General features: G+C 59.7%; 7 protein-coding genes. 4 read left to right on the top strand and 3 right to left on the bottom strand.

Annotation, left to right across the window (positions count from 1 at the left end):
- Positions 1-107: 107 nt before the first annotated feature.
- From H6F75_RS14075 to H6F75_RS14065, 3 genes are all read right to left on the bottom strand, one after another.
- Complete coding sequence (locus tag H6F75_RS14075) at positions 108-1,688, bottom strand: B12-binding domain-containing radical SAM protein (RefSeq protein WP_190753107.1); 1,581 nt, start codon at positions 1,686-1,688, stop codon at positions 108-110.
- A gap of 725 nt (positions 1,689-2,413) precedes the next feature.
- Entirely contained in the window at positions 2,414-5,281 is a 2,868-nt protein-coding gene (locus H6F75_RS14070; protein ID WP_190753106.1) for a tetratricopeptide repeat protein, read from the bottom strand.
- A gap of 105 nt (positions 5,282-5,386) precedes the next feature.
- Positions 5,387-5,920 carry a pentapeptide repeat-containing protein gene (locus H6F75_RS14065; RefSeq protein ID WP_190753105.1) on the bottom strand — a complete coding sequence of 178 codons (534 nt, stop codon included), beginning with the start codon at positions 5,918-5,920 and terminating at the stop codon, positions 5,387-5,389.
- Positions 5,921-6,278: 358 nt separating this feature from the next.
- Between H6F75_RS14065 and H6F75_RS14060 the strand changes: the two genes are divergently transcribed.
- The 4 genes from H6F75_RS14060 (at position 6,279) to H6F75_RS14045 (ending at position 14,367) form a co-directional block, all read left to right on the top strand.
- Positions 6,279-7,826, top strand: coding sequence for a SagB/ThcOx family dehydrogenase (locus H6F75_RS14060; protein WP_190753104.1), 1,548 nt, complete (start codon positions 6,279-6,281; stop codon positions 7,824-7,826).
- A gap of 99 nt (positions 7,827-7,925) precedes the next feature.
- Complete coding sequence (locus H6F75_RS14055; RefSeq protein ID WP_190753103.1) at positions 7,926-11,798, top strand: PAS domain-containing protein; 3,873 nt, start codon at positions 7,926-7,928, stop codon at positions 11,796-11,798.
- A complete protein-coding gene (locus H6F75_RS14050; protein ID WP_190753102.1) occupies positions 11,795-12,217 on the top strand; it encodes a response regulator in 423 nt (140 codons plus the stop codon). Before H6F75_RS14055 ends, H6F75_RS14050 begins: the two co-directional genes overlap by 4 nt.
- Positions 12,214-14,367 carry an EAL domain-containing protein gene (locus tag H6F75_RS14045; RefSeq protein ID WP_190753101.1) on the top strand — a complete coding sequence of 718 codons (2,154 nt, stop codon included), beginning with the start codon at positions 12,214-12,216 and terminating at the stop codon, positions 14,365-14,367. The genes H6F75_RS14050 and H6F75_RS14045 overlap by 4 nt, the downstream gene beginning before the upstream one ends.
- Positions 14,368-14,377 lie beyond the last annotated feature (10 nt).

Raw genomic sequence — 14,377 nt, 5'->3', positions numbered from 1 at the left:
TATAGGGTATAGGGTGCAAGGTATAGGGTCCTTGTACCTTGTACCCTATACCCTGCACCCTCATTGGACTTAACAGCGCAGACCAAACTACGCCAAACCGTCAACTATCAATGCTGCTCCTGCAATTCCCTGGAGCGTTGAATCAGGGGGGCCACCGGTTCAGCTTGGAGTTGGTGAGTAATGCGCTCTCGGGCCAGGGCGCGGTATTCCCAGAAGTGCTCACCAGCGGCGCACAGGCCTAGATACATGTTCAGCAGCTGCGGTTTGCGCGTCACAATTGTCCAGAGCTGACGCCAAAACTGGCCCCGCAGCTCGGGGCGGCGCAGGCCCTGGTGCCAAACTACTTGGGCTACCAGCCGCAGTCCCCGTCCGAGGGGAAACTGCATGGTCTGCCCTCGTCCCTGCACAGTGCGAATCTTGAGGCACTGCTCCATAGATCGCCGGAGGTAGTTGCTGGGCTCGTAGAGCGTCCAAAAGCCTTCGACATATTCGCGGGCAATGTCAGTCACGGGGCGGGTGGGCACAAAGTTCATCAGCGTGTTCTGGTCGCCGGTGGAGTTGTCGGTGCTGTCCATCAGGCGCTCCTCTTTTTTCAGCCGCTCCCAGAGGGCGGTGTTGGGCAGCGCTTGCAGCAGCCCCAGCATGGGTTGGGGAATGCTGGTCTCTTCGATAAAGGCCTGAATGCGATCGCCCGCCCCAGCCCGCTCGCCGTCGAACCCGAGAATAAACCCGGCGTAGATCAGCAGCCCTGCTTCGTTGATTTTGGCGCAGGCTTCCACCAGCGGATTGCGGGTATTTTGCACCTTGCGCGTGGTGGCCAGGCTGTCTTGGTCGGGGGTTTCGATGCCCAAAAACACGGCGTAGAATCCTGCGTCGCGCATCAGCTGGAGCATTTCGTCATCCTCAGCCAGGTTGACCGAGGCCTCGGTCATAAACGTAAACGGGTAGTTGTGCTCCTGCATCCAGGGGATCAGCTCCCGCAGAAACAGCTTGACGTTGCGCTGGTTGCCAATGAAGTTGTCGTCGACAATAAACAGCGAGCCGCGCCAGCCCAGGTCGTAGAGTTCTTGCAGTTCGGCCAGGGCTTGGTGAGGCGCTTTGGTGCGCGGTTTGCGGCCATAGAGCGAAATAATGTCGCAAAACTCGCAGTTAAACGGGCACCCGCGCGAAAACTGCATCGCCATCATAAAGTACTGATCCCGCTCGAGCAGGTCGTAGCGGGGCATGGGGCTGTGGGTGACATCGGGCTTGTCGATGGATCGAAAAACGCCTTCGGTTTCGCCGCGCTCCAGCGCCTCTAGAAACAGGGGCACGGTCATTTCCCCCTCGTCGAGCACGAGAAAATCGGCTCCAAAGGCCAGGGCGTCCTGAGGCACCGAGGTGGGGTAAGGGCCGCCCACCGCCACGGGTTTACCCAAGCGCCTGGCCGTTTGAATCAGCCCCTGAAAGTCGGGCTTTTGCACCAGCATGGCGGAGAGAATGACGATGTCGCACCAGGCCCAGTCGGCCTCAGATTCGGCGGTGACGTTGCGGTCGTAAAAACGAATCTCCCACTCGGTAGGCAATAGCGCTGCCACCGTGATGATCCCCAGGGGAGGCAGAACAGCCTTGAGCCCAGCGATCGCCATAAAGCGATCGTAGGACCAAAACGATTGGGGAAATTTAGGGTAAAGAAGTAGTGCTTTCATAAATCCCGTCGGTAATTTGAGTTGACTCTGAATCCGTGGGAATATTTTTTATCTAGCCAAAATAGTGGCTAAAGCGACAAAACCAGCCATTGCCCACCGCAATGACCGTTCAGATACAAAGTACTCAGTATTCCAAAAACTACTTGGTCAGTTCACCCCTCTAGGGAGAGAGCTAGTCAGTTTTTAAGGCAAAATTAACGCTTGCAGCTGGGCGATCGGTTCAAACTCACTAGCATGAATGGCTGAGCAAAATTTTAGAGGTATAGCTGAATCAAGGCATGAATCTGTAAACGTGCTAAACCTCACAGACCCCCTTATTCGGGCCTTGCGCAGATGGACCAAAGTACATAATCCAGAAGATTTGCAAACTCTAGTTCACTCCAGAACTGAATCTGGAGGAGCAGGTTTTAACTGTATAAACCGATAACAAGAGAAGACTTAAAATGAAAAGCCCATTACGACAATTTAGCTGGGCTGCTGCAAAGACTGGGGCAATAGGAGTCGAGAATTTTAGATAGGCCGAACAATTTTTTGAAAAATTGAGTAGCCAATAGGTAGGCCAGATTCTGGGGTCAGTATAGGCCTACCTTTCGTCAATTGAAAGCGAAAAGTAAACTATTAGTTACATTTCTCAATCTTGAACAACCTTTAGCGATCGCCCGACAGCGGTGCCGAATGCGCCCAGATGCACCTGCTCTTTGCCCCTGGGGAGGCAGTTCTGCAACCTATTCCACCAGCTCGCGGAACCAGTTGTCGCTCCAGAGTTCGTCGAAGGCAGGCTCGGTGCGGGCTTCTTCGCGGTAGTCGGGGTCGAGGCGCACCGCCTGCTGGAGCGCCTCCATGGCGTTGTCGAACTGGCGCTGGAGGGCATAGCACAGGGCCTTGTGGTAGTGGGCTTTGGGGTAGTCGGGGTCGAGGGCGATCGCCCGGTCAAAGCTCTTGATTGCATCCTCGTCGCGACCCAGCTTTACCAGCGCCAGCCCTCGGTTATCCCAGCCCTTGGGGGCATCGGGGTTGAAGCGGGTGGCTTTGTCAAAGCTCGCTAGGGCGTCGTCGTAGCGCTCTAGCTCAATCAGCGAGAGGCCCCGGTTGAGCCAGGCGATCGCATCGTTGGCCTGGTACTCAACCGCCTTATCAAAGGAATTAAACGCTTCCTCGTGCTGCTGCAAAATGCCGTAGGACACCCCCCGGTTGACCCAGGCCTCATGGTATTCGGGGTGAATCTCCAGGGCTTTGTCAAAGGCGGCGATCGCATCTTCGCGGCGCTTGAGGCGACTGAGCACCATGCCCCGGTTGAGCCAGGACTTGGCATCGTCGGGGGTGATTTCGGTGAGCTGGTCAAACACCGTTAGGGCGTCTTCGTGGCGGCGCAGCTCGCGAAGGATCAGGCCTTTCTGCATCAGGGTGACGGTGTGCTTGGGCTCTAGCTCCAGAGCATGGTCAAGGGAATCGATCGCCCCCTCTAGCTGATCTAGCGCTTGCTGGGCCGTGGCTCGGTTGAGCCACACCTGGGTGTTGACCGGCTGAATGTCGAGGGCTTTGTCGTACTCGGCCACCGCCAGGGCATAGTCGCCGTCCGCCAGGTAGCGATCGCCCCGGCCAATATATTCATCGGCGGTGAGAAACAGCTGAGGCCGGTTGGTCTCCAGCCGACCGATTTTATCGGTGATCATCTCAAACTGCTGCCTCGCCTCGCTCATAAACGAGTCGGCCAGGTACTGAGGTGACACCTCGCCCAAGCGGCGCATAATATCGTCTTTCTGGTGCTGGGCTTCAGCCTGGATGGCTTCCAGCCGCACCCGATAGCTCTGCTGCAAGTCGCCTAAACGACCCAGGGTGACCTCGCGCCCGGCCTCAATATCGGCCTCCAGTCGGGCAAAGCGCTCCGCCATTTCGGCCATCAGCCCGTCGAGCTGGGTGCGGGCCGCCGCCTCACGCTCGGCGGTGGTGCTGCCGAGGGTGGCCAAATCTTCGCTGAGGCGGGCATCGAAGGTGTCGATTTTGTCGAGGACGCGATCGCGGCGGGTGAAGATGGTGCCGCGCACCTGATTGAGCTGCTCGGTAAAGGCCGCTTCCATAGCCCGCAGCCCATCGAGCACCTGGAGCTGCTGCTCTCCCGCCGCCTCTTGCAACACCCGCACCTGCTGGCGAAAGGTGTTGGCGGTGCCTTCCACATCGGCCAGCAGGGTGGAACGCTGAATTTCGGCCTCGGTGGCCATCTGGCTGAGCTGACCCTGCAACGTTTGGGCCGTGCGCTGAAAGTCGTCGAGGGTGTTTTGCTGGCGAGCATCGACCTCGGCCCGGGTAGCCGTAAAGCGTTCCAGGGCCTCATCCGCTGCCCGGCGCAGGTCGCCCAGCAGCATGTCCTGCTGCTTCTCAATATCGAGTTTTAGGCCACCAAACTGAGCCAAAAACTCGTCGGCCTGACGGCGCAGATCGGCCAAGATGCGGCTGCGCTGGCCGTCTACTTCGCTGCGCAGGTTGGCAAACCGCTGGGTAAACTCGTCGATAGAGCGCTGAATGGTTTGCAGCGCCAGGTCGCGTTCGCCTAGGGCGCTGACCTGCAGATCGCCCAGCTGGCGGCTGATCTCTTCGGTCTGGGTTTGCAGACGGGTGAGACTGCCCTGGCGCAGCGACTCTAGGGCTTCGGCAATGGAGGCGGTTTGGCGCTCGACCTGGTCGCTGGCTTGGGTGGTGAGCTGTTGGCGCAAATCGGCTAGGGCCACCATGACGCGATCGCGCTCTTCCTGCATCGCCAGCGTTATCGTGCCCATCTGGTCGGCAAAGCTGGTCTCGGCGTTGCCGATCTTTTGCAGCACCGCATCCTGATGCACTTCTACGTCACTGCGCAATCGGTTCACGTCGCGCAAAAAGCCGGTCTGGTTTTCTTCCAGAGTGCGAAACACCACGTCACGCTGGAGCTGGGTATCTTTGCGCAGGGTGGTGATCTCGTCATCGGCGGTTGCCCGCAGCCCGGTCAAGTGCCCGACAAAGTTGGCCTCGGTCGACTCTAGCTTCACCTGCAAATCGCTCAGGGTCGACTGCCAGTCGTTGATCGTGCGGGCTTTGAACTCCGCCAGGTCATCCACCAGCCGGTTGAGCACCTGCTTTTTGGTCACCGCCTCTTCCTGGAAGCGATCGGTGCGGCTATTGAGTTCGGTGGCCCGCTCTTTGGCTTGGGTCAAAATGTAGTCGAGGTCACGGGTGGCGGTTTGAATCTTGGTTTCTAAATCGGTGATGTCGTTGATCTGGTTGCGCACAACGACAGAGACTTCTTGAATCACCGATCGCCGCATCAACCAGAGCATTACCACGCCAACGCTGAGCAGCAGCAGCAGGGTGCCCAGCATGACAAAGAATAGAGTGGTGGCGCGGCGAAAGGCCAGATCGGCCTCGGTGCTCAGGCGCTCTAGCTCGGCGGTGGTTGAAGCTTGGGCCAGCAGCACAGATTCCTGGGACTGGACGGCTTGAGGCCCGGCCTGTTGAGAATCCTGCGCGATCGCAGGCCGCACCACCCCGCCGCTGATCAACATCAGCGCCAGCAGCAATAGGGGTCGGGGAACATCGGCCAGGGAACGCATGGGCTGCCTCATCAGGACTGTCCTAATGGAATAGGACTAGGATACCTGATACTTCAAAGGGTTAGGGCAGGGGCCGGCAACATTTGGCTGGGGGTTTACCGGCCTTTAGCGGCCCTTCTAGCGGCCATAGTTGTAGCCGTTGGGCAGAATTGTTGTGCCGTCGCAGTAGCTCTCGACCAGGTCGGCCCCCGTCGCCCGGAACAGGTTGCACCGGCTGAGGTTGGCCCCGCTGAGACTGGCCCCGCTGAGACTGGCTCCGCTGAGACTGGCCCCCTCCAAATTGGCGGCGCTGAGATCGGCCCCGCGCAGATCGGCCCCGCTGAGGTTGGCCCCCTCCAGGTTGGCTTCCCGCAGATTGGCCCCGCGCAGATCGGCGCGGCCCAGGTCGGCTCCGGTTAGCAGGGCGGCTTGCAGGTCAGCCCCGTAGAGGTTGACGTCGCCCAAATGGGCTTTTATCAGGCTTGCGCCCCCCAGCTTCGCCCCGCTGAGGTTGCTGTAGGGAATATAGCTCTTGTCTAGGCAGCTACCCTGCAAATCGATCTGACGCAAATCTACCTCGAACAGTTCAGCCCCGGTCAAATCAATCGCCTTAAAGCATCGCTGACCGTTTTGATATGCCGCCAGCAGGGCATCTTTTGTAAGTCGATCCATCGCTGTTGCTGAAATCAGGGCGCAAGCCTGAGTATTTGTGCTCAACTAAACGTCATCTGCCAATGTACGCGTTTACGTTTCGCAACATGGGCGCGTTAAGCTTCTCTTCAGGTTTTTGATGCCACGGTTAATCGGGAGCCAGGCTTGCCCTTTAATCTTTCCCACGGCAGGCCGATTCACGCAATCACCAGCACCAGACCATGCACCTGCTACCCGCAGGCAAGACGCTCGACAGGGAGAGCCGGCGGGGGAACGCTCCCCATGCTTTTCCTGTAGGCTACACTGATCACACCCGTCCGGCGCGGCCCGCGATGGCCCTTTGGGTCGGACTTTGATCATCGCACCCTCCCTTCCGGCCATGCCCGACGCTCTGGTTTCCATCGCCCAGCACTACCACAGCCGTACTAAGTACGACCCCGATACCCTCAAGTCGAAGGCACAGCCCCTCGACTACAGCCGTCAACCTACTCCCTTTAAGACTTACCGAGTAGGAACCGAGATTGACCTCAAACCCTATATAGATGAGAGCAACCCGCCAGAGCCAGACAGCGAGCGGGTCGACTGGATGCGGCTATCGCGGCTGCTGATCAATGCCTATGGACTGACGGCCAAGTTTCCGACCGCCACGGGGCAGACCTTTTATCTGCGATCGGCCCCCTCAGCGGGGGGGCTGTATCCGGCGGAGATCTATATTATTTCGCGCGGAACTCGGCTGCTGCCAGCAGGGCTCTACAACTACCAGGCCCGCAGCCACAGCCTCTGGCGCTACTGGGATGATCACGGCTGGCAGAATCTACAGCGAGCCTGCTTTTGGCACCCGGCACTGGAGTCGACCCATCTGGCTCTGGTGGTGACAGGGGTATTTTATCGCTCCGCCTGGCGCTACCAAGATCGGGCCTACCGCCGCATTTGCCTCGATGTAGGCCATCTATTGGGCAATCTGGAGCTGGCTTGCGCCCTGGTTGACTATCGCCCCCACCTGGTGGCCAGCTTTGCTGACCAGGCCATGGCTGAGCTGCTCTACATTGACGCTACCCAGGAGGGGGCTTTGGCGGTGCTGCCTCTGGCCGACCTGCTGATGGTGGAGCAAAACCTGCCCTGTGCCCAGGTGGCCTTTGCTACGCCGCCCCAGACCCAGTTCCCATCGGTGCCCGATGGAGAACTGCTGAGTTACTTTCACCAGGCGACCGCCATCGCCCCCACCGCCGACGTGCCCCCGTGGGCGATGCGCCCCACGGGCGACACCCCCCAGCCCGCCGATACCCTCGAAGATAAATACAACTTGCCCTTTGGGTTGCGGGTGCCCACTACCACCGCCTCGATCGACTGGGGACCTCATCTAGAGGAGCTAGAGATAACAGTATTTAAGCGGCGGTCGACTCGGCGCTACACCGGCGGCTCAATTTCCCTAGAGGCGCTAAGGCTGTTGCTCGACTTTACCTACCAGCCCCACCACTATTGCAACCAGGGGTTTGACCCCGATCCCGACTACTGCGATCGCACCCTGGTACACACTTTTGTGGTGGCCTGTGGAGTCGAGGGGCTCGATGATGGCTGCTACTACTACGCCCCCCGCAGCGAAGAGCTGCGCCAGGTGCGCTTCAAAAACTTTCGCCGCGAGCTGCACTACCTCTGTCTGGGGCAAGAGCTGGGCCGCGACGCCGCTGCTGTGGTGTTTCACACCGCCGATTTAGAGGGGGCCGTGGCGGCCTACGGCGATCGCGTCTACCGCTACCTGCACCTCGATGCCGGGCACCTAGGCCAGCGGCTCAATCTAGCGGCCGTCCGGCTGGGGCTAGGGGTGAGCGGCATCGGCGGCTTTTTTGACGACCAGGTCAATGAGGTGCTGGGTATTCCGCCTGACGAAGCGGTGATTTATGTGACTACTCTGGGGCAGCCAGGATAGTCAGGGTAGTCTAAACAGTAGATCGTCACCCCCAGGGTTGATTGTTTCTCTGTTCTGTTGTGGCGTTGTGCTATGGCCCAGCTTCGGTCTCGAACCCCAATGACAGAAGGCCCTTTGCACCAAGAAGCGCCGCCGCGTGACCAAGCGAGTCTGCTGCTGCTGGTGGACGGAGCCGATCGCACCCAGTTCAACCCGCCCGCTGCGATCACCCCGCCTACCTGTACTTTGATCGAGGCTACTACGCTCGCCCAAGCCTTGGATCTGTGGCTCACCGGCAGGGCCGATTGGGTTATTCTGGACCTGGCCTGGGCCGAAGGCAGCGGGCTAGCATTTTTGAGCACCCTAGGCGAATGTCAGCAGCGTCCTCTGCCGGTAATCGTGCTGGTTGGGCCTGGGCAGGAGCACGCTGCCCTAGAGGCGATGAAGCTGGGGGCCGCTGACTATCTCTTGGCAGCAGACTTCACCCCTGAGGCCCTCTGGACCAGACTGGGAAAAGTTGGCCCAGGGGCACAGCGATCGATCGCCGATAGCCCGGATAAAGCTCTTCAGCACTACCAAAATCTAGTCGAAAACTCCCCCGATATTATCGAGCGGTTTGATCGCAATCTGCGCCATCTCTACGTCAGCCCAGCGCTAACCAAAATTTTGGGTGTTGATGCGGCCGTCTGTTTAGGCAAAACCTGTCGTGAGCTTAGTCTTGACGAGGCTATGGTCAACGACTGGGAAGCGGCGGCGGCCGTGGTACTGGCTACCGGAGAAAAACAGACGATTGAATTTACCACCCCGACGTTGGTTGGGCAGCGGCACTTTGAGATGGCGATCGCCCCCGAGTGGTCTGAGCAAGGGCAGATTGAGTCGCTGCTGTGCATTTCGCGTGATATCAGCGATCGAGTGGTGGCCCAGCAGACCCAGCAGCGGCTGCTCACCGCCGCCCAGGCGGCCCAGCGTGATGCCACGGCGGCGCGAGACGGTCTAGCCCGCGTGTTTGACCGCATCAACGACGGTATTATCGCCTTTGACCGCGACTCGCGCTGTGTGTACCTCAACCCCAGCGGTGAGCAAACCCTGAGGCGATCGGCGCTGCAGATCCTCGGCAACCATGTCTGGGACGAGTTCCCTGAGGCAGTGAACACCCCCATCTACGAGGTCTACCACCGCGCCATTGAGCAGCAGCAGCCCGAGTTTTTGGAATACTACTTTCCGCCCTTAGACACCTGGTTTGAGATGCGGCTCTACCCCGACAGCAACGGCACCACGGTCTACTTTACAGACATCAACGATCGCAAAGCCGCCGCCGCCAGCCGCCAAAAAACTGAGCAGCTGCGCTACGAGCTAGCTCTGCTAGAACGCATTCTAGAGTCAATCTTGGCAGGCTATTGGGATATTGATTTTATCGCCAACACCGCCTACATGAGCCCCAGCCTCAAGCTCATGTTGGGCTACGCCGACCACGAATTGTCCAATACCATCGACACCTGGCGGACCCTGATGGTGCCCGAGGATTTACCCTCTACTCTGGACAACTTCAATCAGCATGTTCAGAGCCACGGCGAGGTGCCTTACTACAACGAAGTGCGCTATCGCCACAAAGACGGTTCTATTGTCTGGATGATTTACGCTGGCCAAGTGATTGCCTGGGATGACGCCGGCCATCCCCTACAGATGGTGGGCTGCCACGTCGACATCACTCAGCTCAAGCAGACCGAGGCGCAGCTGAGAAAAAATCAGGTTCACCTCCAGGAAGCTCAGCGCATTGGTAATCTGGGCAGTTGGGAGTTTGACGTGGCCACCGATCGCATCACCTGGTCAGAGCAGGTCTATCGCATTTTTGGCCTCCACCCCGAGGCCAAACTCACCAGTTGTGAAGCCTTGCAGAGCTACTTTCACCCAGACGATCAAACCCGCCACCACCAGACCATAGAGGCTATCATCGCCACCCACCAACCCTTCGACAGCGAGTTTCGCATTGTGCGTGCCGACGGCAGTCCAGGCCATATTCATGTCAAAGGCGAAGCTCTGGTCGACGGCGCCGGCCAACTCACCCACCTGACGGGCACCGTGCAGGATATTAGCGATCGCAAGCAGCACAACGCTGAGATGCAAAACCTGTCGCTGCGCCTCTCTCTGGCCCTTAAATCGGCAGGCATTGGTACCTGGGAGAGGGTCTTGAGTACTGACGAAGTCATCTGGGATCAGTGCCTGGTTGACCTGTATGGCTTTGCTCGCCTGGGGCGGCAGGCCACCTACCAAGACTGGCGGGCTCAGGTCTATGCCGACGACATTGACTGGGTTGAAGCCGCTAACCAGGCTCTCATCGACAGCAACGCCCCCTATGACGTGGAGTTTCGCATCTGGCGGGGCGACGGCAGCCTCGGCTGGATTCGCTCTAGCGCCCTGGCCCAGCGAGATGCCTACGGCCGCCCCGTGAGCATCGTCGGCATTAACTACGACATTACCGACCAAAAACAGTCCGCCGTCGAGCTTGAGGACATCTCAGCTCGGTTAACTCTAGCCCTAGAATCGGGGAGCTTTGGCTGTTGGGACTGGAATGTCGTTACCAATGCCATCAACTGGGATCAGCGCCTGATCGAGCTATATGACTTTGATGAGGAACGGCCTACTACTTACCAAGACTGGCGCAATCGGGTTCACAGCGACGACCTGCAGGCGGTAGAAGCAGCCCTTCAGGCCGCCCTGGCTAATGATGTCGCCTATGACAGTGAGTTTCGCATCTGTCGCAGTGACGGCGAGCTGCGTTGGATTAAGGCCAGCGCATTGGTCTATCGCACCCCCGAGGGGCAGCCCCTGAGCATGGTAGGCATCAACTACGACATCACTGAGAAGAAGCGCGCCGAAACTCAGCTACAAGACCTGTCGCTGCGGCTGTCGTTAGCCCTAGAGTCAGGACGCATTGGCGCTTGGGACTGGGATCTCCACCAGGCGGTTCATTGGGACCAGCGCATGTACGAAATTTGGGGTTTCGAAGACCTGGGTCAGGCTGCCGTTTTCGAGGACTGGGCTAGCCGCGTGCATGGCGACGACTGGCCCGCCGTCGAGGCAACCATTCACCAAGCCCTGAAAGACGGCTTGCCCTATGACATCGAGTTTCGGTTTTACCGCCCCGACGGTGAGCTGCGGTGGGTACGCGCCGCGGCTATGGTGCAGCGATCGCCCGCCGGAGCGGCCCTGGCAATGGTGGGCATCAACTACGACATTACTGATCAGAAGCGGGCCGAAGCCGAGTTGCTGCGCACCACCGCCCAGCTCAGGGCGTCTAACCACGAGCTAGAAGCCTTTGCCTACTCGGTCTCCCACGATTTGCGCGCGCCGCTGCGGGCGATTGATGGGTTTAGCCGCGCCCTGGTCGAAGACTACGGCGACCAGGTTGGGGAAGAGGGGCACGATTATTTCAACCGGATTCGCCACAATGTCGGCCGCATGGGGCAGCTGATTGACGACCTGCTACGGCTGTCGCGGGTGTCGCGTCAGGCCATGACCTACGTGCCCGTTGACCTCAGCGCCCTGGTGCAGGAGCAGATCGATGAGCTGCAACGGGTCGATGCCGATCGCACCGTCACCGTCACCATCGCCCATGGGCTTACGGTGACCGCCGACCCGACGCTGATGCGGGTGGCGATCGCCAACCTGGTGCAAAACGCCTGGAAATTTACGGCCCACCAGGCCAGCGCCCGCATTGACTTTGGGCTCGAAAGGCAGCGGGGTGAGCCCGTCTACTACCTGCGCGACAACGGCGCCGGGTTTGACATGGCCTATGCCGACAAGCTATTTGGCGTGTTTCAGCGTCTGCACAACACCGACGAGTTTCCCGGCACCGGCATTGGCCTAGCGACGGTGCAGCGGGCGATTCACCGCCAGGGGGGGCGGGTTTGGGCCGAGGCCGCCGTCGAGCAGGGGGCCACCTTTTACTTCACCCTGCCCCAGGTGGTCCTAGGGGCTGAGGTGCAGCCATGACGGCGCTGCGCCCCATTCTGCTGGTGGAAGACAACCCCGACGATGAGCGCCTTACCCTGCGCGCCCTGCGCCAGGGCCACCTGGCCAACCCTATAGTAGTCGCCCACAACGGCGAAGAGGCCCTGCGGCAGGTATTTGACTCAGCCCTCTTGCCCTGCGTGGTGCTGCTCGACCTCAAACTGCCCAAGGTCAATGGGCTAGAGGTGCTGCAGCAGATTCGAACCAGCGATCGCACCCGACTGCTGCCGGTCGTCATTCTCACCTCGTCTAGCGAAGACCGGGATATCATTGAAAGCTACAGCCTGGGCGCAAACAGCTACGTCCGCAAGCCTGTAAACATTGACGAGTTTACTGAAGCCGTGCGCCAGCTCGGCCTCTATTGGGCATTGATAAGTGAGCTGCCTCCCACGTTGCCATGACTGTTGCCGAACCCTTACGGGCGCTGATTGTAGAAGATTCCGACGACGATCTGCTGCTGCTGCTGCGAGAGCTGCGGCGGGCGGGGTTTGCCCCCACCTGGGTGCAGGTGCAAACGGCGGCTGACTTCCGTGCGGCGATCGCGTCTGAGGAGTGGGATGTGGTGCTGTCTGACTATCAGCTACCCCAGTTCAACGCCCCTGCGGCCTTGGAGATACTTCAGCAAAGCTCCTGCGACCTGCCGTTTATTGTCATATCGGGCACCGTGGGGGAGGCCACCGCCGTGACTATGATGCGGGCCGGAGCCCACGACTACGTGATGAAAGACAATCTCTCTCGCCTCGCCGAGGCGGTGCGGCGCGAGGTACGTGAGGCCCACAGCCGCCGCGATCGCCGCGCGGCCATGACCGAGTTAGAGCGCACCCGAGAGCTGCTGCACCTGGCCATCGAAGGCTCAGGGATTGGCATTTGGGATTGGCAGGTGCAAACCGGGGAAGTCTGGGTTAGCGATCGCTGTGCGGCGCTGATGGGCTACAGCACTGGCGACCTCGGCCCCGCCCGCATTGATACCTGGCAGCGGTTTGTCCACCCCGATGACTGGGGCCGCAAAAAAGTCGCCCTGCAGCGCCACTTTGAGGGCGACACCCCTGCCTACGACTGTGAGTTTCGGCTGCGCCACCGCCAGGGCCACTGGGTGTGGGTGCTCGACCGGGGCAAAGTCGTCGAATGGGATGACGCCCAGCGCCCCCTGCGCATGAGCGGTACCTATACCGACATTACTGAGCGGCGGCTGGCCGAGGCCGAGCACCGCCGCGTGGCCGATCAAATGCTGTTTAATAGCCTCCACGACGCCCTCACCCAGCTGCCCAACCGCAACTTTTTGATGCAGCGGCTCGAACTGGCCATTCAGCGCTGCCAGCGCGGTAGCCAGCGCCAGTTTGCGGTTCTGTTCCTCGATTTGGACCACTTCAAGGTGATTAACGACAGCCTCGGCCATCTAGCGGGAGATGAAGTGCTGGTGCTGGTGGCTCAGAAGCTGCGATCGCTCATTCGCACCAGCGACCTGGCCGCTCGCCTTGGGGGCGACGAGTTTGTGCTGCTGCTCGAAGACCTCGACACCCTGCACGAGCCCGTGCGCATTGCCGAACGGCTGCTGCAAGAGTTGCAAGTGCCCCTGACGGTAGGCGGGCACAACGTCTTTCTCAACGCCAGCATCGGCATTGTCATGGGGGTGGGCGACTCCCACACCCCCTCCGACTCCCTCCGCGACGCCGATATTGCCATGTACCGAGCTAAGGCCCAAGGGCGAGGCCGCTACGTGGTGTTTAACGAGTCGATGCACCTGCAAGCCCTACAGCGGCTCCAGCTCGAGCAGGAGCTGCGCGACGCCATTGATCGCGATCAGCTAGTGCTCTACTACCAGCCCATCTTTCACCTCAAAACCAAGCAGATCTCAGGGTTTGAGGCTCTGGTGCGGTGGCAGCACCCCGATCGCGGCTTCATTTCCCCCGACAGTTTTATCCCGATTGCTGAAGAGACCGGGCTGATTGTCCCCCTCGATCGCTGGGTCTTGGGTCAGGCCACCCAGCAGCTGGCGATTTGGCACCAGCGCTACCCCCACCGGGCCGATCTGACGGTGAGCATCAACTTTTCGGTCAAAGACCTACTGCGTACCGATCTGCTCAGTGACCTGACTCGCATTTTGGGACAGACCGGGCTTCAGGGCCACCACCTCAACCTCGAAATCACTGAAAGCACCCTGATCGAAGACATTCAGGCCATGGTAACGATTTTGCAGCAGCTCAAACACCACGGCTTTACCGTCACCATCGACGACTTTGGCACCGGCTATTCATCCCTCAGCTACCTGCACCAGCTCCCTGTCGACGCCCTCAAGATCGATCGATCCTTTGTCATGGCCATGGAGGCCAACCGCCGCAACTCTGACATCGTGGAGACCATTATTACGCTGAGCAATCGCCTGGGAATGGCCGCGATCGCCGAGGGTGTCGAAACTGAGGCCCAGCTCTGCCACCTGCAACACCTGAGCTGCGAGCTAGGCCAGGGCTACTGGTTTGCCAAACCCCTGCCCGCCGAAGAGGCCGAAACCCTGCTGATGCCAACCCCCGCTAGCACTGCGGCTCCACACTAGCCCGAGCCTG

Origin of the sequence: Nodosilinea sp. FACHB-131 (genome assembly GCF_014695395.1) — a bacterium.
Lineage (GTDB): Bacteria > Cyanobacteriota > Cyanobacteriia > Phormidesmidales > Phormidesmidaceae > Nodosilinea.
Note: the sequence above shows the minus strand (reverse complement) of the source record. Positions and strands in the feature narration are given on the sequence as shown.

Bases quoted from the DNA above. Each gene is read 5' to 3' on its own strand.
- H6F75_RS14075 (WP_190753107.1), bottom strand. From the start codon at position 1,688: ATGAAAGCACTACTTCTTTACCCTAAATTTCCCCAATCGTTTTGGTCC.
- H6F75_RS14070 (WP_190753106.1), bottom strand. From the start codon at position 5,281: ATGAGGCAGCCCATGCGTTCCCTGGCCGATGTTCCCCGACCCCTATTG.
- H6F75_RS14065 (WP_190753105.1), bottom strand. From the start codon at position 5,920: ATGGATCGACTTACAAAAGATGCCCTGCTGGCGGCATATCAAAACGGT.
- H6F75_RS14060 (WP_190753104.1), top strand. From the start codon at position 6,279: ATGCCCGACGCTCTGGTTTCCATCGCCCAGCACTACCACAGCCGTACT.
- H6F75_RS14055 (WP_190753103.1), top strand. From the start codon at position 7,926: ATGACAGAAGGCCCTTTGCACCAAGAAGCGCCGCCGCGTGACCAAGCG.
- H6F75_RS14050 (WP_190753102.1), top strand. From the start codon at position 11,795: ATGACGGCGCTGCGCCCCATTCTGCTGGTGGAAGACAACCCCGACGAT.
- H6F75_RS14045 (WP_190753101.1), top strand. From the start codon at position 12,214: ATGACTGTTGCCGAACCCTTACGGGCGCTGATTGTAGAAGATTCCGAC.